Origin of the sequence: Methylobacterium sp. OAE515 (assembly GCF_041806315.1) — a bacterium.
Taxonomy (GTDB): domain Bacteria; phylum Pseudomonadota; class Alphaproteobacteria; order Rhizobiales; family Beijerinckiaceae; genus Methylobacterium; species Methylobacterium tardum.
Window position 1 is genome coordinate 42,338 of record NZ_JBGMUV010000001.1, and the last position, 19,498, is coordinate 61,835.

The 19,498-nt window shown below is 70.2% G+C and carries 15 protein-coding genes; 10 read left to right on the forward strand and 5 right to left on the reverse strand.

The annotated features are described in order from the left end of the window. The first annotated feature begins 36 nt into the window (after nt 1–36). The 3 genes from ABIE45_RS00240 to ABIE45_RS00250 all read left to right on the forward strand — a co-directional run bounded on the left by ABIE45_RS00240 (nt 37) and on the right by ABIE45_RS00250 (nt 1,287). Nucleotides 37–159 (forward strand): hypothetical protein, encoded by a 123-nt coding sequence (locus tag ABIE45_RS00240; protein ID WP_283214847.1) that lies wholly within the window; start codon nt 37–39, stop codon nt 157–159. 59 nt (nt 160–218) lie between these two features. Further along, on the forward strand, nt 219–704 hold the full coding sequence (locus ABIE45_RS00245) for a DUF2721 domain-containing protein (RefSeq protein ID WP_192709946.1): 486 nt from the start codon (nt 219–221) through the stop codon (nt 702–704). Between the two features lie 148 nt (nt 705–852). Further along, a complete protein-coding gene (locus tag ABIE45_RS00250) occupies nt 853–1,287 on the forward strand; it encodes a PRC-barrel domain-containing protein (protein WP_192709964.1) in 435 nt (144 codons plus the stop codon). Between the two features lie 31 nt (nt 1,288–1,318). Here the strand turns inward: ABIE45_RS00250 and ABIE45_RS00255 are convergent, their stop codons facing one another. Further along, on the reverse strand, nt 1,319–1,726 hold the full coding sequence (locus ABIE45_RS00255) for a hypothetical protein (RefSeq protein WP_192709945.1): 408 nt from the start codon (nt 1,724–1,726) through the stop codon (nt 1,319–1,321). Between the two features lie 327 nt (nt 1,727–2,053). On the opposite strand from ABIE45_RS00255, the gene ABIE45_RS00260 reads away from it, so the two are divergent. From ABIE45_RS00260 to ABIE45_RS00290, 7 genes are all read left to right on the forward strand, one after another. Beyond that, nucleotides 2,054–2,785, forward strand: coding sequence for a PRC-barrel domain-containing protein (locus ABIE45_RS00260; RefSeq protein ID WP_192709963.1), 732 nt, complete (start codon nt 2,054–2,056; stop codon nt 2,783–2,785). Further along, a complete protein-coding gene (locus ABIE45_RS00265; protein WP_192709944.1) occupies nt 2,782–4,152 on the forward strand; it encodes an MFS transporter in 1,371 nt (456 codons plus the stop codon). Before ABIE45_RS00260 ends, ABIE45_RS00265 begins: the two co-directional genes overlap by 4 nt. 205 nt (nt 4,153–4,357) lie before the next feature. Then, complete coding sequence (locus ABIE45_RS00270; RefSeq protein WP_192709943.1) at nt 4,358–6,127, forward strand: ABC transporter ATP-binding protein; 1,770 nt, start codon at nt 4,358–4,360, stop codon at nt 6,125–6,127. Nucleotides 6,128–6,433: 306 nt separating this feature from the next. Next, a complete protein-coding gene (locus ABIE45_RS00275; protein ID WP_192709942.1) occupies nt 6,434–7,363 on the forward strand; it encodes a glutaminase in 930 nt (309 codons plus the stop codon). A gap of 78 nt (nt 7,364–7,441) precedes the next feature. Beyond that, the gene (locus tag ABIE45_RS00280) at nt 7,442–8,851 is read left to right on the forward strand and encodes an MFS transporter (RefSeq protein WP_192709941.1); all 1,410 of its coding nucleotides are present in this window, start codon (nt 7,442–7,444) and stop codon (nt 8,849–8,851) included. Between the two features lie 349 nt (nt 8,852–9,200). Then, the gene (locus tag ABIE45_RS00285; RefSeq protein WP_192709940.1) at nt 9,201–9,776 is read left to right on the forward strand and encodes a Uma2 family endonuclease; all 576 of its coding nucleotides are present in this window, start codon (nt 9,201–9,203) and stop codon (nt 9,774–9,776) included. Between the two features lie 52 nt (nt 9,777–9,828). Then, nucleotides 9,829–10,842: an adenosine kinase gene (locus tag ABIE45_RS00290; protein ID WP_192709939.1), complete on the forward strand. Its 1,014-nt coding sequence runs from the start codon at nt 9,829–9,831 to the stop codon at nt 10,840–10,842. Between the two features lie 56 nt (nt 10,843–10,898). On the opposite strand, the gene ABIE45_RS00295 is transcribed toward ABIE45_RS00290, so the two are convergent. The 4 genes from ABIE45_RS00295 to polA all read right to left on the reverse strand — a co-directional run bounded on the left by ABIE45_RS00295 (nt 10,899) and on the right by polA (nt 19,327). Beyond that, the gene (locus ABIE45_RS00295) at nt 10,899–12,584 is read right to left on the reverse strand and encodes a methyl-accepting chemotaxis protein (protein ID WP_373622031.1); all 1,686 of its coding nucleotides are present in this window, start codon (nt 12,582–12,584) and stop codon (nt 10,899–10,901) included. Between the two features lie 109 nt (nt 12,585–12,693). Further along, on the reverse strand, nt 12,694–13,665 hold the full coding sequence (locus ABIE45_RS00300; RefSeq protein WP_192709937.1) for an NADPH:quinone oxidoreductase family protein: 972 nt from the start codon (nt 13,663–13,665) through the stop codon (nt 12,694–12,696). 53 nt (nt 13,666–13,718) lie between these two features. After that, complete coding sequence (locus ABIE45_RS00305; protein ID WP_192709936.1) at nt 13,719–15,806, reverse strand: PAS domain-containing sensor histidine kinase; 2,088 nt, start codon at nt 15,804–15,806, stop codon at nt 13,719–13,721. Nucleotides 15,807–16,168: 362 nt separating this feature from the next. After that, nucleotides 16,169–19,327 carry a DNA polymerase I gene (gene polA, locus ABIE45_RS00310; protein WP_192709935.1) on the reverse strand — a complete coding sequence of 1,053 codons (3,159 nt, stop codon included), beginning with the start codon at nt 19,325–19,327 and terminating at the stop codon, nt 16,169–16,171. Nucleotides 19,328–19,498: the final 171 nt, after the last annotated feature.

The following is a 19,498-nucleotide window of genomic DNA, read 5'->3' on the forward strand; positions in this document are numbered from 1 at the left end:
ACCTGCTCTTAATGATCCTGCCGCTGAAGTACAGTCATGATCGCCCCCGCCCTCACACTCGCGCTGCTGCTCGCCACCGGGCTGATCACTGGTCTCGGGCTCAGCATCCGGGCCGAACCGGCCGCTTCCGGCATGGAGCCGGGTCGCGGCCTCATCTGAACTGAGCGCGGCGCATCGCTGTTGCGGCCCGGGCCTGCCCGGTGCATCTGCCGGCCGGCATGACTGATCCGACCGCACTCACGGCCCTGGAAAGCACCGCGCACATCGTTCAGGTGGCGCTGAGCCCCGTCTTTCTCCTGTCCGGCATCGCGACGCTGCTGAACGTCTTCGGTGCCCGGCTCGCCCGGGTGGCGGATCAGGCCGACCGCGTCTCCGGCCTGCTGGCCGGTGCGGGCGAGGCGGAGCGCATCCTCCTGGGCCGGCGCCTCGACCGCCTGCACCAGCGTTCGCTCGCCCTCGACGCCGCGGTGTTCCTGGCCGCCCTCGGCGGCGTGGCCACCTGCGGCTCGGTGCTGACGCTGTTCGTCGGAGCGCTGCGCGACAACACGGTGGCGACCCTGCTGTTCGGCCTTTTCGGTGCGGCGATCCTGTGCACGCTGTGCGCCCTCGTCGCCTTCGGCTTCGAGATGCTCCTGGCGAGCCGCTCGGTTCGGGACCGGATCAACCAGCGGCGGGCGAGCGCCGGCCTGCCGGCCGATCTCTGAGCGCTCCGCGGGCCGAGCCGAAACGCACGTCTAACCGCGCCGCAACCATGCACGGCGCGGGGCGCACGGAACCCGTCCGCATCGACCCGCTTGGTCCGCAGGGATGACCGGATGCGGCCCCTGCCGCGTCGACGAACCGGGAGTGACCATGCCGACGGACCTACCCAAAGAACGCGCCGTGCGGAAGCCGGGCACGCTGGAACTCGATCCCATGGGCGAGGGCATCGCCATCGACGAGACCAGCCGGCTGATCGGCTCCAACAAGGTCGAGGGCACGGCCGTCTATGACCGGACCGGCCGCCATCTCGGCGCCGTCCACAATTTCATGGTGGATAAGATAACCGGGCAGGTCGCCTACGCGGTCCTGGCCTTCGGCGGCTTCCTGGGGCTCGGGGAGAACCATCATCCCCTGCCGTGGAAGGCGCTGACCTACAGCACCGAACTCGGGGGCTACGTGGTCGATATCGATCCGGGCGTCCTCGCCGGGGCGCCGAGCCACGGGCCGGGTGAGGACGGCTTCGCGGATCCGGCCTATGGCGGCCGGATCGAGGATTACTACGGACGGCGTGCGCCGACCGCCTGAGCGGTCGGGCGGCCCGCGTCGCGCCGCGCGCTCAGAACTTCCCGCCGAGGCCGACGCTGCCGCCGGGCGACAGCATCGGACCCATCGAGCCGCTACCGCCGCTGCCGCCGACCGCGGCGTTGCCGCCATCGAGATCCTCGCGCCGGATCCGGCGCTCGCCGTTATCGGCGCTGCGGGTCGAGGCTCCGGCGCTCTTCGGGATCGCGAGCTGCTTCGTCGGCGCGGTCTGCAGCGGCTGGCCGTCGGCATCGACCGCGGCGTTCCGCGGCTCGCGGTTCGGCAGCGATCCCCGCAGGGACGGCGGGAGCCCAACCTCCGTGGCCGGCATCACGCCGCCGCCGCCACCGAGCGCCTGGCAACCTGCCACGAGGCCGGCCAGGGCAACGCCGAGCGCAAGGCCGCGCGCAGCGGCGCGTCGCGACGAGGGGAGGGTCGACATCGTGCAGTCCTCGCAAGGGGCCGCGGTGCTGTCCACGGCTCGCATGAGCTCTCGCATGAGCTTGTGCGCGGGTTTCTACGCCGGGGATGCGGCGAAAACCAGACAGTACCGTCTCCGACCGGCGCCCGCCTTCCGCAACGGTCCGATCCTTGCGGCCCGCCCGGCGTGATCCATAACTTCGCCCAGGTCCTGCGGCACGAGAGCCCATCGCAGGCGGGGTCCGGCCGGCGGCGGACCTCGAACCAGCCGATACGGTCGCGGTTGCGCCGGCGTGCCGGCTGGGCCCGACCCTTCCTCAGAGGACGAAGCGTGTTCAGAACCAACCGGATGATCGCGGTCGTGACGCTTGCCCTCTGGGCATCGGGGGCCGCGGCGCAGGCCCAGTCCAGCGGCAGCGAGGGCGCATCCGGTCAAGCTCCGCCCTCGGCCCCCGCGGCGAACCCGACCCCGGGCCTAACCGCCGCGCCGGCCCCCGCGGCTCCGCCCGCCCCAACCCCGCCGGGACCTCCCCCGGCTCCCCCGCCGCAAGCCCAGCAGCAGGGCACGCCGGCCACGGTCCTCGACACCCAGGATTACGAGAGCCTGCTCGGTCGCAGCGTGCGCAGCGCCGGCGGCGACGAGCTGGGCCGGGTCATCGACATCATCATCGACAAGGACGGGCATCCGCGCGCCGCGATCATCGATTTCGGCGGCTTCCTGGGCGTCGGCACCCGCAAGATCGCGGTGGACTGGCGCGCCCTGCGCTTCGCCCCGGACGGCGGCAAGGAACGCAAGCTGTCCGTCGCGCTGACCCGCAACCAGGTCCGCGTGTCGCCCGAATACAAGGCCGGCGAGCCGATCGTGGTGCTCGGCCCCGCCAGCCCGGCGGCGCCCGGGAGCGAGAGCGAGCAGGCGGCCACCGCGGCCGTGCCCGCCGCGCAGCCTGCGCCGGCCGCGGTCGCTCCGCCCGCCACACCGGCGACCACTCCGGCCAGCCCTGCGGCAGCGCCCCCGCCCGCGCCGACGGGCGCCGCCCCGACCACGGCCGCCAGCCCGCCGGAGAAGGCGCCGGATAAGTGACGGTGGCCCGATTGAAGGTTCGAACCGCCACCTCAACCCGCGAGCGCGAGGTGTCCCGGCAAGATATCCGCTCCCGCCCCCTGCGCCTGAAGGATCAGGCGGCCGAGAGCGCGCGCGAGCCGATGCCGATGACCGAGGCGCATCCTGCCGGGCGCGCGATCGCGCCGGCGAGCCGCTACGGCCTCGATGGCTTCGCGTTCTTTGTCGCCAATCTACAGACCGGCTTCGGGCCGTTCCTGGCGGTCTACTTCTCGCAGGCCAAGTGGACGCAGTCCGACATCGGCTTCGCTCTGACCGTCGGCAGCCTCGTCGCCCTGCTCGGGCAGGTGCCGGGCGGCGCCTTCGTCGACGTGGTGCGCTCGAAGCGCTTCGCCGCCGCCGTGGCGGTGATCGGCATCGCGGGCAGCGCCTTCGCGCTCGCGGTCTGGCCGAGCTTCCTGGTGGTGCTGCTGGCGATGGCGGTCCATTCGGGGGCGAGCTGCGTCCTCACGCCGGCCATCGCAGCGATCAGCATCGGCCTGGTCGGGCGCGCCCATGCGGGCGAGCGCCTCGGCCGGAACGCGAGCTTCGCAGCTTTGGGCAACGCCCTCGGCGCGGCCGGTATGGGCGCGATCGGCTACTACCTGTCGAACGGCGCCGTGTTCTACCTGACGGCCGCGCTCGGGCTCCCGGCGGTCATCGCCCTGTCGCGCATCCGCGCCCAGGACATCGATCCGAGCGTGTTCAAGGAGCCGGCCGCGCCGCAGCAGGCGCCGCGCCCGTCCGGGCAGGACGGCATCCGCTCCCTGCTGACCAACCGCGGACTGCTGTGCTTCTCGGCCTGCATGGTGCTGTTCTTCCTCGCCAACGCCGCGATGCTGCCGCTCGTGGGCAGCGTCCTGACGCTGCGCACGAGCGAGACGGCGACCGCGCTGATCGCCGCCTGCATCATGATCCCGCAGGCGGTCCTGGCGGTCAGCGCCCCGGCGGTCGGCCGGGCGGCCGAGCGATTCGGGCGCTATCCGGTGCTGCTCCTCGGCTTCGGCGCCCTGCCCGTCCGCGGCCTGCTGCTCGCCTACACGACCAATCCGTACGGCCTCGTCGCCATCCAGGTGCTCGACGGGGTCTCGGCCTCCGTCCTCGGCGTGATGGTGCCGCTCATCGTCTCGGATCTCACCCGCGGCACCGGGCGTTTCAACCTCGCCCTCGGCGCCGTCGGAACCGCCATGGGCATCGGCGCCGCCCTCTCGACCTCGCTCGCCGGGATCATGGCCGACCATCTCGGCAGCCACAGCGCCTTCCTGGGGCTGGCCTGCATGGGATTTGCGGCCTTCATGCTGGTGGCGCTCATTATGCCCGAGACGCGCCAGACCGATCCCGCGGCCTGAGCGGCCGCGGCATCGGTTTCGCTTGTGTATGTCTGAACCGCTCAAGCGGCGTTCAGGTTGGAGCGATAAAAGGCGCGCGATACGAGGCGGGACGGTGCAACAATGGCAACGCTCTCGCGTTGCCGCTGCGGGTCAGTTTGCGCCCGCGCTGCACGCCGCCTTAACCCGCAAGCCCACGCCGCGCGAATACGGAATGGTCACCGCGATGGAAGAGCTGCACCGATACGCCGACAGGCCCTTCGCCTTCGTCGGGCGGTATCTCCGCCGGCGCTGGTTGCCGCACCTGGTCATCCTGATCTCCGTGCTCGGCGCTGTCGGCTTCTCGGTCTCGACCGACTACGCCCTCAAGGGCGTGGTCGACGCGCTCACGAAGGGACCCGGCCCGGGCAACACCGTGGTCTGGAGCGCGCTCGCGGTCCTGATCGGCTTCATCGCCGCCGACAACATGCTCTGGCGCGTGGCGGCCCTGACCGGTGCCTTCACCTTCGTGGGCATCACCGGCGACATCCGGCGTGACCTGTTCCGGCACCTGACCGGCCATTCCCCGACCTTCTTCTCGGACCGCCAGCCGGGCACCCTGGCGTCGCGCATCACGGCGACCTCGAACGCGATCTTCACGGTCGAGAACATGTTCGTGTTCAACGTGATGCCGCCGACGGTCGCGGCCTTCGGGTCGATCGCCTACATCGCCACCGTCAACACCACGATGGCGGCGATCCTGGCCAGCGTGTTCGCTGCGGTCGTCGTGCTGATGTTCAAGATGGCGTCCGCCGGCAAGCCGCTGCACCACGACTTCGCCGCCAAGGCGGCCTCCGTCGACGGCGAGATGGTCGATCTCGTCGGCAACATGTCGCTGGTGCGCGCCTTCTCGGCGTTCAAGCGCGAGGGCCAGCGTTTCGAGGGCACGATCGCCACCGAAATGCGGGCTCGCCGGTCGTCACTGCTCTACCTCGAGAAGCTGCGCATCGTGCACGCGGTGCTCACCGTGCTCGCCGTGTTCGGCCTGCTCTACTGGGCGATCCAGATGTGGGAAGCCGGCCAGGCGACCAACGGTCAGGTCGTGCTGGTCTGCACCCTCGGCATCCGGATCCTCGCCGCCACCCGCGACCTTGCGGTCGCGCTGGTCGACGCGACGCAGCACACCGCCCGCCTGTCCGAGGCGCTGCACACCCTGCTCCAGCCCCACGACCTTGTGGACCATCCGGAAGCGAAGCCCCTCACCGGCCAGGGCGCGCAGATCGCCTTCGAGCACGTCGCCTTCAGCTACCCGGACGGGCGCCCGGTCTTCACGGATTTCGACCTCGTGATCGAGCCGGGCCAGCGCGTCGGCCTCGTCGGCAAGTCGGGCGGCGGCAAGTCGACCCTGTTCTCGCTGATCCAGCGCTTCTACGACGTGCAGAGCGGGTCGATCCGCATCAACGGCCAGGACATCGACCGGGTGACGCAGGAATCCCTGCGCGAGGCGATCACGGTGGTCCCGCAGGACGTGTCGATGTTCCACCGCTCCTTGCGCGAGAACATCCGCTACGGCCGGCCCGACGCCACCGACGAGGAGGTCTGGCAGGCCGCCGAAGCCGCCCACTGCACCGACTTCATCCAGGCCCTGCCGGAAGGGTTCGACACGATGGTCGGCGACCGCGGCGTCAAGCTCTCGGGCGGCCAGCGCCAGCGCATCGCCATCGCGCGGGCCATCCTCAAGAACTCGCCGATCCTGCTCCTCGACGAGGCGACCTCGGCGCTGGACGCCGAGTCGGAACAGGCGATCCGGCACGCTTTGGCCAATCTCATGAAGGGCCGGACCGTCATCGCCATCGCCCACCGGCTGTCGACGCTGCAGGATTTCGACCGCATCGTCGTGCTGGAGGGCGGCCGCATCGCCCAGGACGGGTCGCCCGACAAGCTGACCCATCTCGACGGCTTCTTCCGGGAGCTGATGAAGAAGGAATCCATGGGCACGGCGCTTGCCGCCGCCTGATAATCCTTTTCGTCGGGCGGACGCACCGCAGCCGTCTTGGCGAGCGTCGCGAAGCAATCCCGTTCCGCCACGCTTGCCGAGGTCGCGCCGCTCTGGGTCGCTTCGCTGCGCGCGCGATGACGGTGCGGATCAGGTGACGGCCCGGCGGCCGACGCTCGCCGGCTGATCGTCGCATAAACTCGGCCGCTCCGGTTCTCAGTTCTGGTCCGCGCTGCTAGATCACGCGGCGGCCGGACCGGACCTTGCATCGCCCGAGACGTCGCCAACCGGCCCGGTTCCGACGCATCGCGACGCGTGAGCTTCACCGTGCCCGATCTTGCCCTCGTCATCCGGGACATCTCCGAGGAGATGGCTCTGCGCCCTGACCGGGGCGCCGTCGCCGACTACATCCCCGAACTCGCCCGGATCGACCCGAACCAGTTCGGCATGGCGGTGATCGACGCCGAGGGTCGCGTCTTCGCGGGCGGCGACAGCGAGACGCCGTTCTCGATCCAGAGCGTCTCGAAGGTGTTCACCCTCACCCTGGCGCTCGGCATGGTCGGCGACCGGCTGTGGAAGCGCGTCGGCCGCGAACCCTCGGGCAACCCGTTCAACTCCATCGTCCAGCTGGAGCGCGAGCGCGGGGTGCCGCGCAACCCGTTCATCAACGCCGGCGCGATCGCGGTCACCGACGTGATCCTCTCGGGCCACGCGCCGCGCGAGGCGCTCGGCGAGATCCTGCGTTTCCTGCAGTTCCTGGCCCAGGATTCGAGCATCGCCATCGACGAGACCGTGGCGGCCTCGGAAAAGCGCACGGGCTTCCGCAACACCGCGCTCGCCAACTACATGAAATCGTTCGGCGTCATCGACAATCCGGTGGACTTCACCCTCGGCGTCTACTTCCACCACTGCGCCATCGCGATGAACTGCCGCCAGCTCGCCATGGCGGGCCGGTTCCTCGCTCATAACGGCATCAACCCGTCGACCGGCCACTCGGTGGTCTCGGCGGAGCGGGCGCGCCGCATCAACGCGATCATGCTGACCTGCGGTCATTACGACGGGTCGGGCGAGTTCGCCTATCGCGTGGGCCTGCCGGGCAAGAGCGGGGTCGGCGGCAGCATCCTGGCGATCGCGCCCGGCAAGGCCTCCATCGCGGTCTGGTCGCCAGGACTCGACGCGGCGGGCAATTCCCATCTCGGTCGGATCGCACTGGAGCGGCTGACGCAGCGCATGGGCTGGTCGGTCTTCGGGGCGTGAGCGGATCCCTTGCGCGGCGCTCGCTTCCGCGGCACTGCGCCGGCCGGGCGCCGCAGCGGCGGAACAGGATTTAGAAGCATGGCGACGCGTATGGCGGTCCGGGCTACCGCTGAGGTTCCGGATGCCAGCGCCATCCTGGCGCGTCTCGACCGCCTGCCGGCCACCCGCACGGTCTGGCAGCTCGTGGCCCTGCTCGGCCTCGGCTTCTTCTTCGAGCTCTACGACCTGCTGTTCACCGGCTACGTGGCCCCGGGCCTCGTCAAGGCCGGGATCCTGACCCCGACGACCCCCGGCCTATTCGGCGCCAGCGGCGTCGCGAGCTTCGTGGCCGCCCTGTTCACCGGCCTGTTCATCGGCACGCTCGCGTGCGGCTGGCTCGCCGACCGCTTCGGACGCCGGGCGATCTTCACGTGGTCGCTCCTCGCCTACACGGCGGCCAACGTGGTGATGGCCTGCCAGACCGACGCCTTCGGCCTCAACCTCTGGCGACTCATCGCGGGGATCGGGCTCGGGCTGGAGATGGTGACGATCGGCAGCTACCTCTCGGAACTGGTGCCGAAGGCGATCCGCGGCCGCGCTTTCGCTCTGTGCCAAGGCATCGGCTTCACCGCCGTGCCGGTGGTGGCGTTCCTGTCCTACCTGCTGATCCCTCTCGCGCCGCTGGGGATCGACGGCTGGCGCTGGGTGGTGCTGATCGGCGCCTCTGCCGCCATCGTGGTCTGGTGGATGCGCGCGGGCCTGCCGGAGAGCCCGCGCTGGCTGGTCGAGCACGGGCGGCTCGCGGAGGCCGACGCGGTCCTGAAGCAGCTGGAAGCGCGCATCGCGGCCGAACACGGTCGGCCGCTGCCGGCCCCCGCCGCGCCGGAGCCGGTCTCGCCGCGCGGCGCGTTCCGCGACCTGTGGGTCCAACCCTATCGGCGCCGGGCGCTGATGATGGCCGGGTTCAACGTGTTCCAGACCGTGGGCTTCTACGGCTTCGCCAACTGGGTGCCGACCTTGCTGGTCGCGCAGGGCATCACCGTGACGTCGAGCCTCGCCTACACGGCGCTGATCGCGCTCGCCGCCCCGATCGGGCCGCTGATCGGCCTGGCCATCGCCGACCGGTTCGAGCGCAAGCACGTCATCGTGGCCGCCGCCCTCGTCTACATCGCCTGCGGGCTGACCTTCGCGCAGACGCGCGACGTCACCGCTATCGTCGTGCTGGGGATCGGGCTGACGCTCGCCTCCAACGTGATGTCCTACAGCTTCCATGCCTATCAGGCCGAGCTGTTCCCGACCGGCATCCGCGCCCGGGCGGTCGGCTTCGTCTATTCCTGGAGCCGCTTCTCGGCGATCTTCACGGGCTTCGTCATCGCGTTCGTGCTGCGCGAGACCGGCACGCCGGGGGTGTTCCTGTTCATCTCGGCGGCGATGCTGGCGGCAGGCCTGCTCGTCGGCCTCCTCGGCCCGCGGACGCGGGATGTGGCCCTGGAGAAGATTGCCGGGTGAGGCTCCTCTCGGGCTCGGCGGCGGAACGAGGCGGTCGCGGCGCGCCCGGGGCAGCGCGCCGTGCAGGACTTGGCCGGGCTCCCGAAGTCGGAGGTGCTCGATTGCCGAGAGCGCTTCATCGCGATCAGGACATCGGCGGAAGCGGGATCAGTTCGGCCGGCCAGCCGGGCCACCCAGAGCCGAGCATAGGCCGGGCTATGGCAGGCTCCGCAGGTGAAGAAGACGCGGCCGGGCAGGTTCCATCGCTGCACCAGATCGCGCTTTGCTTGAGGGATCCTGCGCAAATACCGGCACCGTCTAGACCTCGGGCCGGCTCTCAGCACCTAGGACCTGTGCTACGCTGGGAGTCATGGTCGCACAGCCTAAGCTGCGGATGAACGTCGACGAATTCCTGGCCTGGGCCGAGGATCGGCCCGGACGCTTCGAGTTGGTCGACGGCGAGGTGTTCGCGATGTCGCCGGAGCGGGTCCGGCATGCCGAGGTCAAAGCTGCAGCTTATCTGGCTCTCCGATCAGCGCTGAATCAGGCGCAACGTGCCTGCTTCGCACTGCCGGACGGTATCAGTGTCCGCATCGATGCGGATACCGTTTTCGAGCCCGACGCTCTCGGCTATTGCGGCGCGCGTGCCCATCCCGATGCGACCGAGATCACCAATCCTATCATCGTCGTCGAGGTACAGTCGCCGAGCGCGCGTGCCGTCGATTCGGGCCTCAAGCTCGCCCGCTACTTCAGCCTCGCGAGCGTGATGCACTATCTGATCGTGGATCCGGTGAAGCGCCTCGTCATCCATCACCAACGCGCCGAGGGCGGCCTGATCGAGACGCGTATTGCGATAGCCGGCACGCTTGACCTAACCCCGCCCGGCCTGAGCCTACCCGTGCCGGACCTGTTCGCCGATCTCCCGCCAGCCTCCGACGACGCTTGATCCGAACCGGCACGGATGCCACAGCCGCGCGAACGCGAATCAGGACGCCCGTATGACCGCCCCCCTCGATCTCCTCGTGCTCGGCAACGCCATCGTCGATGTGATCGCCCGCACGGACGACGCCTTCCTGTCCACGCAGGGCGTCACCAAAGGCGCCATGCAGCTCATCGACGAGGGGCGGGCCGAGGCGCTGTTCCAGGCGATGGGGCCGGCCACGATCGTCTCGGGCGGCTCGGGCGCGAACACCGCGGTCGGCGCAGCGCTTCTGGGGACCAAGACCGGCTTCGTCGGCAAGGTCCGGGACGACGAGCTCGGCGGCCTTTTCAGCCACGACCTCAAGGCGACCGGCGTCGGCTTCACCGTCCCGGCGGCGAGCGCGGGGCCGGCGACCGCCCGCTGCTTCGTCCTCGTCACTCCGGACGGCGAGCGCACGATGAACACCTACCTGGGCGCCTGCCAGGGCCTGACGCCCGACGATGTTGATAAGGCGCTCGTGAGCTCCGCCCGCGTCGTCTACCTCGAAGGCTATCTCTGGGACCCGCCGGCCGCCAAGGACGCGTTCCGCAAGGCCGCGCAGATCGCCCACGCATCCGGAAATGCCGTCGCGCTGACCCTGTCGGACGCGTTCTGCGTTGGCCGCTACCGTGACGAGTTCCTGGAGCTCGTGCGGGATGGCAGCGTCGACATCCTGTTTGCCAATATCGGCGAGTTGCAGAGCCTCTATCAGACCGACGATCCCGAGGCCGCCGTGGCGGCGCTCAGGGACGAGCGCAATGCCCGCGGCCGCCACCTCCTCGGCCTCGTCACGCGCTCTTCGGATGGTGCGCTTGTCGTGCAGGGCGGCGAGGTCCGTTCGGTCGAGGCGAGCCCGGTGCACGAAGTGGTCGACACGACCGGCGCGGGCGATCTGTTCGCGGCCGGCTTCCTGGCCGGCCACGCCCGCGGCCTCGACTACGTCACCAGCGCTCGGCTCGGCACGCTCGCGGCCGCCGAGGTGATCCAGCATATCGGCGCCCGTCCGCAGGCGGACCTGGTCGGCTTGGCGAAGGCGCGCGGGCTTCTCTGACACGCTCGGCACAGCCCTGAGACCGGTCGGGCGGCGTTCCAGCCGCCCGACCGGTCTCAGGCGGCCCGGACCGTCGCGAGGAACCGGGTCACCTCGCCGCTGAGATGCTCGGCGTGGAGCGCCAGCTCGGCGACCGAGGCGAGAACCTGCTCGGCTGCGGCCCCGGTCTCGTTCGCCGCCCCCGCCACCTCGGTGATCGTGGTGGTCACCTCGCCGGCGCCCAGTGCGGCCTGCGAGACGTTGCGGACGATCTCCTGGGTGGCGGCGCCCTGCTCCTCGACCGCGGCAGCGATCCGTGTGGCAACCGCGCTGATCTCCCAGATCCGGCCGCCGATCCGGCCGATCGCCGAGACCGCGTCGCCGGTGGAGGCCTGGATCCGGCCGATCTGGCCGGAGATCTCTTCGGTCGCCCGGGCGGTCTGGCCGGCCAGCTCCTTCACCTCGGCAGCGACCACCGCGAAGCCGCGGCCGGCGTCGCCCGCCCGAGCTGCCTCGATCGTCGCGTTCAACGCCAGGAGGTTGGTCTGCTCGGCGATGGTGGTGATCATCGTCACGACGTCGCCGATCCGCGCCGCCGCGCCGCTCAGGTCCTGGACGAGCTGGGCGGTCGATTCGGCCTCCTCGACGGCAGCCTGAGTCAGCGCGGCAGACCCCGACACCTGCCGGCCGATCTCCTGGACGGAGCTGCCAAGCTCCTCCGCGGCGGAAGCCGCCGTGTTGACGTTGACGGCGGCGAGTTCGGCCGCGCGCGCCACATCGGTGGAGCGCCCGGCGGTGCCCGACGCCGCCTTAGTCATGCGGGAGGCCGTGTCCTGCAGCGCCGCGACGGCCGTCGCGACGGTGCCGATGATGCCGCCCACCGCACCTTCGAAGCCATCGGCCATCTGGCGCAGGCCGGATTTGCGCTGTGCCTCGGCCTCGGCGCGGGCGCGGGCCGCCTCGTCCTCCAATGCCCGAGCCCGGATCAGACCCTCCTTGAACACCTGGACCGAGGCCGCCATGGCGCCGATCTCGTCGCGCCGCTCGGCGCCGGGGATCACGACGGTGAGATCCTGCGCGGCCAGTCGGCTCATGGCGGCGGTCATGCTCCGGATCGGCCGTGCGATGTGGCGTAGGACGTCCCAGAGCGTCGCGCCCGTCACGGCCAGCCCGGCGAGGAGCAGGCCGAGCGTGACCGTCCAGGCGGTGCAGTAGGCGTCTTCGGCATGGATCGTTGAGGCTTCGGTGCCCTCGGCATTGAACTTGGCGAGATCCGACAGCGCGCCGAACACGTCGACCAGCGGCTGGCGCGCCGGTGCGATGGCGTCGCGCGCGCCGGCCCGATCACCGCGCTTGAGGGCCGCGATGATCGGCTCTCGCGCCACCAGGTAGGCCTGCCACCGCGTCTCGCACGCCTCCCACAACGTCCGCTCGCGCGAAGACCCGACGAGGGCCCGATATCGCCCGAATGCCTCCGGGACCGACGCATTCATCTCGGTGAATTCGGAATCGAGATCGCGGTTCTCGGTCTCGTCGACCGCGACGACCTTGCGGATCGTCGTCGTGTGATACCGGAGCGCCAGGAACTGCAGCTCGGCGCGCTGGTCGTCCTTGCGCATCCAAACGTCGCGCATTTCCCGGGCGGAATTGTTGACTGAGTTGATCTGCGCTATGTTGACCGCAGAGTTCACGACAAGAATAATTAGACCAACAGTCGAAATAAGAATCAGCCGAAATGTGATGCTCCTGCTCCAGATCATCATACCGTCACCTCAGCCGCATGCCGCGAATCAGAAGGCGACACCATCACGACTGAGCATGAACGTCCCGTTGCTTTGACCTGATCAAACCGGCGATCCGGGAATCGGTCGATCAGGGCCGCAGCAGCACCTTGCCCATGGCGGCCCGGCGGGTCAGCAGGCCGAACGCCTCCGGGAACGCCGCCAGCGGGTAGACGCCGTGCACCTGCGCGGTGAGCTTGCCCTCGGCGACCCAGCCGAGGAGCCGGCGCTGGTCGGCCCGGTGCGCCTCCGGGTCGCGATCCAGGAAGGCGCCCCAGTGGACGCCCTGCACGTCGAGTTCCTTGAGGAGCATCAGGTTCAGCGGCAGCCGCGGGATGGCGCCGGCGGCGAAGCCGATGACGAGGTAGCGCCCGCGCCAGCCGAGCGCCCGCAGGGCCGGCTCCGCGTAGGCATCGCCGACCGCGTCGTAGATCACGTCGACGCCGCCGCCGCTGATCCGGCGCAACTCATCCTTGAGGGTCGCAGGATCGTAGACCAGCGTCGCCTCGGCTCCATGGCTGCGGGCGACCGCGAGCTTCTCCTCCGAGGAGGCGCAGGCGATGACCCGGGCGCCCATCAGCCGGCCGAGCTCCACCGCCGCGAGACCCACACCCCCGGAGGCGCCGAGCACCGCGAGCCACTCGCCCGGCTGTAGGCGCGCCCGGTTCGCCAGGGCGTGGAGCGAGGTGCCGTAGGTGATGGTGAGGCCGGCCGCCTGCTCGTCCGGCACCGCGTCCGGCACCGGCGTGAGCCGAGCGGCATCGACGGCGATCCGTTCGGCGCAGCAGCCGTGCCCGGCATGGACGATCACCCGGTCCCCCACCGCAACGCCGGAGGCGCCCTCGCCCAGAGCCTCGACCACACCGACCCCCTCGCCGCCCGGGGAGAACGGCAGCGGCGGCTTCACCTGGTAGCGCCCGGCCGTAATCAGCGTGTCGAAGAAGTTCAGCGCCGCCAGCCGGATCCGGACCAGGGCCTGCCCGGGACCGGGCACCGGATCGGGACGCTCGACGATCTCCAGATGCTCCGGCCCGTCGAGCCTCGTGCACAGCAGCGCCCGCATGACGTGTCCCCTCCCCGGCAGTTTCGCCGATCAGGCCCGAACCGGCGGCGCGGTCAAGCCGTTCCGATCATCTCGCGGATGCGCGCGCCGAGCACCTCCACCACGAACGGCTTGGTGAGCACCTGCATGCCGGGATCGAGCGGGCCATTGCCGAACACCGCCGCTTCCGCGTAGCCGGTGATGAACAGCACCTTCAGCCCCGGGCGCTTAATCCGGCCGGCCTCCGCCATCTGGCGCCCGTTCATGCCGCCCGGCAGCCCGACATCGGTGACCAGCAGGTCGATGCGCACGTCCGATTGCAGGACCCTGAGGCCGGCGCCGCTGTCGGCGGCCTCGATGGCCGTGTAGCCGAGATCCTCCAGCACCTCGGTGACCAGCATGCGGACGGTCGGCTCGTCGTCGACCACCATCACGGTCTCGCCCGGGGCGGCCCGCGGAGGCGCCCCGATCCCGGCCTGCGGATCCTCCTCCGCCACCGCGCCGCGATGGCGCGGCAGGTAGAGGCAGGCCGTGGTCCCCTGCCCGACCTGCGAGTAGATCCGCACCTGCCCGCCGGATTGCTGGGCGAAGCCGTAGATCATCGAGAGGCCGAGGCCTGTGCCCTGGCCGAGCGGCTTGGTGGTGAAGAACGGCTCAAACACCTTGCCGACGATCTCCGGCGGCATGCCAGTGCCGGTATCGGTCACGCAGAGCGAGAGATACTGGCCCGGCGCCATGTCGTGCCGGCGCGCGGCGCGCTCGTCGAGCCAGGCGTTGCTGGTCTCGATGGCGAGGCGGCCACCGTCCGGCATCGCGTCGCGGGCGTTGATGCAGAGGTTGAGCAGCGCGTTCTCGAGCTGCGGCGGATCGACCAGGGCCGGCCAGAGACCCGCCGCACCCAGAACCTCGACGACGACCGAAGGGCCGACGGTCCGCCGGATCAGGTCTTCCATGCCGACAACCAGCCGGTTCACGTCGGTGGGCTTCGGATCGAGGGTCTGGCGCCGCGAGAAGGCCAGAAGACGGTGGGTCAGGGCGGCGGCCCGCTTCGAAGCCCCCTGGGCGGCCGTGATGTAGCGGTCCACGTCCATGACGCGGCCCTGGCCCAGCCGGGTCTGGATGAGCTCCAGCGAGCCGGAGATGCCGGCGAGCAGGTTGTTGAAGTCGTGCGCGAGGCCGCCGGTGAGCTGGCCGACCGCCTCCATTTTCTGGGATTGCCGCAGGGCCTCCTCGGCGGCCGCCAGGGCGTCGGCCTGCTCGCGCTCCGCGGTGAAGTCGCGGCCGACCGCGGCGATCACCCCATCGCCCGGCCGCGCCGCCCAGCTGATCCAGCGGTAGCTGCCGTCCCGGTGGCGGTAACGATTGTCGAAGCGTGCGAGGCGTTCGCCCGCCGACAGCCGCCGCGCGCCCTCGACCGTGCGGGGAAGATCGTCCGGATGCACGAGATCGATCAGCCTCGTCCCGACCAGTTCGTCCGGGCGCCAGCCGAGCACCTCGGTCCAGGCCGGGTTCACCGCGGTGATCGTTCCGTCGAACCGGCAGCGCAGCATCATGTCGGACGAGAGCGTCCACAGGGCGTTGCGGTCGGCGGTGCGCTCCTCGACCTGCTGGGCCAGGGTGCCGTTGAGCTTGTGCAGCTCCCCGAGGGCCGCCTCCAGCGCGGCCTGGCTCTCCTGGAGGGCGGCGTCGGCGAGCACCCGCCCGGTGGTCTCGTTGGTGAGGATGAACAGCCCGGCGACCCGGCCCTCGGCATCGAGGACCCGCGAGTATGAGAACGTCCACCACGTCTCCTGGGCGCCCCGGTCGGTATCGAGCTGCCACGGCAGATCGACGAACCGCTCCGAACGGCCCGCCATGGCGGCATCGATGATCGGCTTCGCCTGCGCCCAGGCATCGGCCCAGACTTCGTCGAACCGCGCGCCCATGGCCCAGGGCAGGCGCGGTCCGAGCAGCGGGAAATACGTATCGTTGAAGAAAAAGTGGAGATCCGGCCCCCAGGCGAGGATCATCGATTCCGGCGAGTTGAGCACGAGCGACAGGGCCGCGCGGAACTCCGCAGGCCAGGTTTCCGGGGCGCCGAGGGGATGGCCGGACCAGTCGCGCGCGCAGATCATGCCCGCGGCTTCGCCGCCGCCGGCGAGGAAGGCGAGAGGATCGGTCAAGGGCTGCGAGCGGTGCAGATCATGGGCGCCCCGCGTATGACGGTCTTTGGCGGCATCTCCAAGCCTGCCGGGCCGATCGGCCGGGCCGGACTTCCGAGTGGCGATCGTGCAGCGGCCATCATCGCCGATGTCCCGATCACCCCTTCGCCGGCCCGCTCGCAGATTTCGCTTCACGGGCCATCGAAACAACCCGGATCAAGGCACTGCCGTCCTTGCGAGCCCAGCGAAGCAATCCGGTCAGCGCCACAGTCTCAGACGTCGCGCCGCCCTGGGTCGCTTCGCTGCGCTCGCGAAGACGGAGATGGACCGAGCTCCGATCCGCGCTGCTCATGCCGCCGGCACGACCTGCGCGGCAGCCCGGCTCAATGCGCTTCCTGCCAGTTCCCCGCCGCCTTGGCCTCTACGACAAGCGGCACCTTCAGCGTCAGGGCCGGCGCCGGCGCCTCCTCCATAACCGAGGCGATGATCGGGATCGTGCGGTCGACCTCATCCTCGGCGACCTCGAAGACCAGTTCGTCGTGCACCTGCAGCAGCATGCGGGCGTTCAGCTTCTTGGCGGCGAGCGCCGCCTCCATCCGTGTCATCGCCCGCCGGATGATGTCGGCGGCCGAGCCCTGGATCGGCGCGTTGATCGCCTGCCGCTCGACGCTGGCACGCTCGGACGGGTTGTTGGAGCGGATCTGCGGGTAGTGGCAGACCCGGCCGAACAGGGTGGTGACGTAGCCCTTGTCGCGGCAGCTCCGCTTGGTCGTGTCGATGTAGTCGCGGATGCCCGGGAACTGCTCGAAATACTGCTTGATGAACGCCGAGGCCTCCTCGCGGCCGATGCCGAGCCGGTCGGCGAGGCCGAAGGCCGAGATGCCGTAGATGATGCCGAAGTTGATGGTCTTGGCGCGACGCCGCAGGTCGGGGGTCATCTCCTTGAGCGGCACGCCGAACATCGCCGAGGCCGTGGCCGCGTGGATGTCGATCCCGTCCTCGAACGCCTTCCGGAGCTCCGGGATGTCGGCCATGTGGGCCAGCAGCCGCAGCTCGATCTGCGAATAATCGGCCGAGATCAGCCGGTTCCCGGGCGCGGCCACGAAGGCGCGCCGGATCCGCCGACCCTCCTCGGTGCGGATCGGGATGTTCTGCAGGTTCGGCTCGGACGAGGACAACCGTCCCGTGGTGGTCGCCGCCAGCGAGAACGAGGTGTGGACCCGCGCGGTCTCGCGGTCGGCATGGGTCTGGAGCGAATCCGTGTAGGTGGATTTCAGCTTCGAGAGCTGGCGGTATTCCAGGATCTTCTTGGGCAAGGCGTGCCCGGCCTGAGCCAGTTCTTCGAGGAGCGTGGCCGGTGTGGCCCACTGGCCCGATGGCGTCTTCTTGGCGCCCGGCAGGCCCATCTTGCCGAAGAGGATGTCGCCGATCTGCTTCGGTGAGCCCACCGAGAATTTTTCCCCAGCATCCTCCTGGATCTCCTCCTCCAGGCGGACGAGGATCTGCGAGAAATCGCCCGAGAGGCGGCTCAGCATCTCGCGGTCGACCCGGATGCCGCGCTGCTCCATCCGGGCGATCACCGGCAGCAGCGGCCGCTCCAGGGTCTCGTAGACCGCGACCCGGTGCTCGGCCACGAGGCGCGGCTTCATCATCCGCCACAGGCGTAAGGTGACATCCGCGTCCTCGGCCGCGTAGGCGGTGGCCTTGTCGATCGCGACCCGGTCGAAGGTCACTTTGTTGCGGCCGGTGCCGGCGACATCGGAGAACGTGATCGGCTGGTGGCCGAGATGGCGGCGGGCCAGTTCGTCCATGCCGTGCCCGCCCTTGCCGGCGTCGAGCACGTAGGAGATCAGCATCGTGTCGTCGAAGGGCGCAATCTCGATGCCGTAGCGGGCCAGCACGACCCAGTCGTATTTCAGGTTCTGGCCGACCTTGAGGACACCCGGATTCTCAAGGAGCGGCTTCAGCCGACTGAGCGCCTCCTTGAGCGGGATCTGGCCCGGCACCGGCTCGGCGACGTCGGAGGCGGCAGCGCCCTCGCCGAACAGGTCGGTGGCGTCGGCCTGCACCTTGGCGGCCTGCACGTGGGCCAGGGGGATGTAGCAGGCCCTGCCGGTCGCCACCGCCAGCGAGACGCCGACGAGGCCGGCCTTGTGGGCGTCCAGGGCGTCGGTTTCGGTATCGACTGCGATCACCCCCGCCTCCTGGCCTTCCGCGATCCAGGCGTCGAGCTGCTCCAGGGACGACACCGTCTCGTAGGCGGCGGTGTCGAACGGCGCGACCGCCTCGGCGGCGCGCGCCGCCACCACATTGCCCGGCGTCGCCTCGACAGGCGCCCGGGGCTTGGCCGGCGCGTCCGGCAGGTCGAGATCCGCGAAGGGGTCGATCTCGCCGCCCTCGGGCGGTGCGGCGCCCGGCGGGCGCTCGGCCCCGGCCGCGGCGGTCTCGGGGTCCGGCGGCACGGAATCGCCGAAGAACGGCACCGCGTCGCTGCCGCCGGCCGCGTTGCCGTAGCCGTGCGGACGGGCCCCGGGCAGGAGCCGCGGATCGGGCTTCACCGCCTCCGGGTCGACGTGCAGCATCTGGGCGATGCGGCGGGTGAGCGTGTTGAACTCCATCGCCTTCAGGAAGCCGACGAGCTTCTCCGGATCGGGCTTGGGCACGCCGAGATCGTCAAGCGCCACCGGGACGGGCACGTCCTCCATCAGCGCAACGAGCTTGCGCGAGAGCTTGGCCTGATCGACGTTGGCCAGCAGGGTCTCGCGGCGCTTGGGCTGCTTGATCTCGCCGGCCCGCTCCAGCAGGGCTTCGAGGCTGCCGAACTCCTTGATCAGCGCCGCCGCGGTCTTGAGGCCGATGCCGGGAACGCCCGGCACGTTGTCGGAGGTGTCGCCGATCAGCGCCAGAGCATCGCCGATCTGGTTCGGCTGCAGGCCCTCCCACTTGGCAACGATCGCCTCGACATCGAGGTTGCGCTCGGGCCGGTAGCCGGCCTTGCCCTTAGCGCCGGATTCGAAATCGTAGAACCGCACCTGCGGCCCGACGAGCTGCATCAGGTCCTTGTCAGACGAGACGATGATGACGCCCGCGCCCCGCGCCTCGGCCTGGCGGGTGTAGGTGGCGATGAGGTCGTCGGCCTCGTAGCGCTCCAGCTCCACCGCGTGCAGGCCGAAGGCGCGCACCGCGTCGCGCATCAGCGGCATCTGGCGCTTGAGGTCGTCGGGCGCGTCGGGGCGGTGGCCCTTATAGTCGGGGAACATCTCCTTGCGGAACGAGCCCTCCGACTTGTCGAAGACGATACCGAGATGGGTCGGCATCGTGCCGGCCGCGCCCTCCTGCAGGAACTGGGCGATCTTCGTGCAGAACAGCCGCACGGCGCCGGTGGGCAGCCCGTCGGAGGGTCGCGAATTGTACTTCTGGTCCTGGTTGATCGACTGGAAATAGGCCCGGAAGATGAACGACGAGCCATCGACCAGGATCACCTGATCACCGGGGCCGACAGGCTTGGTCTCGGGGCTCGCGTCGGGCTTCGCGTCGGTCATGGGCTCAGGCGGCTCGGGGCGATCAGGGGTCGGGCGCGCGGTCCGGCTCGGCGCGGCAGGCCGCGACGAGAACGGGCAACTCGTGGTGGACGGTGAGCCAGACGATGTCCAGCCTCACCCGTCCCGTGTCGTGCCGGCAGCCGATCGACACCCCATAGAAAGCGGCCGCGT

Excerpts from the sequence above, each read along its gene's own strand:
- ABIE45_RS00240 (WP_283214847.1), top strand. The coding sequence starts at position 37 with ATGATCGCCCCCGCCCTCACACTCGCGCTGCTGCTCGCCACCGGGCTG.
- ABIE45_RS00245 (WP_192709946.1), top strand. The coding sequence starts at position 219 with ATGACTGATCCGACCGCACTCACGGCCCTGGAAAGCACCGCGCACATC.
- ABIE45_RS00250 (WP_192709964.1), top strand. The coding sequence starts at position 853 with ATGCCGACGGACCTACCCAAAGAACGCGCCGTGCGGAAGCCGGGCACG.
- ABIE45_RS00255 (WP_192709945.1), bottom strand. The coding sequence starts at position 1,726 with ATGTCGACCCTCCCCTCGTCGCGACGCGCCGCTGCGCGCGGCCTTGCG.
- ABIE45_RS00260 (WP_192709963.1), top strand. The coding sequence starts at position 2,054 with ATGATCGCGGTCGTGACGCTTGCCCTCTGGGCATCGGGGGCCGCGGCG.
- ABIE45_RS00270 (WP_192709943.1), top strand. The coding sequence starts at position 4,358 with ATGGAAGAGCTGCACCGATACGCCGACAGGCCCTTCGCCTTCGTCGGG.
- ABIE45_RS00280 (WP_192709941.1), top strand. The coding sequence starts at position 7,442 with ATGGCGACGCGTATGGCGGTCCGGGCTACCGCTGAGGTTCCGGATGCC.
- ABIE45_RS00285 (WP_192709940.1), top strand. The coding sequence starts at position 9,201 with ATGGTCGCACAGCCTAAGCTGCGGATGAACGTCGACGAATTCCTGGCC.
- ABIE45_RS00290 (WP_192709939.1), top strand. The coding sequence starts at position 9,829 with ATGACCGCCCCCCTCGATCTCCTCGTGCTCGGCAACGCCATCGTCGAT.
- ABIE45_RS00295 (WP_373622031.1), bottom strand. The coding sequence starts at position 12,584 with ATGATGATCTGGAGCAGGAGCATCACATTTCGGCTGATTCTTATTTCG.
- ABIE45_RS00300 (WP_192709937.1), bottom strand. The coding sequence starts at position 13,665 with ATGCGGGCGCTGCTGTGCACGAGGCTCGACGGGCCGGAGCATCTGGAG.
- polA (WP_192709935.1), bottom strand. The coding sequence starts at position 19,327 with ATGACCGACGCGAAGCCCGACGCGAGCCCCGAGACCAAGCCTGTCGGC.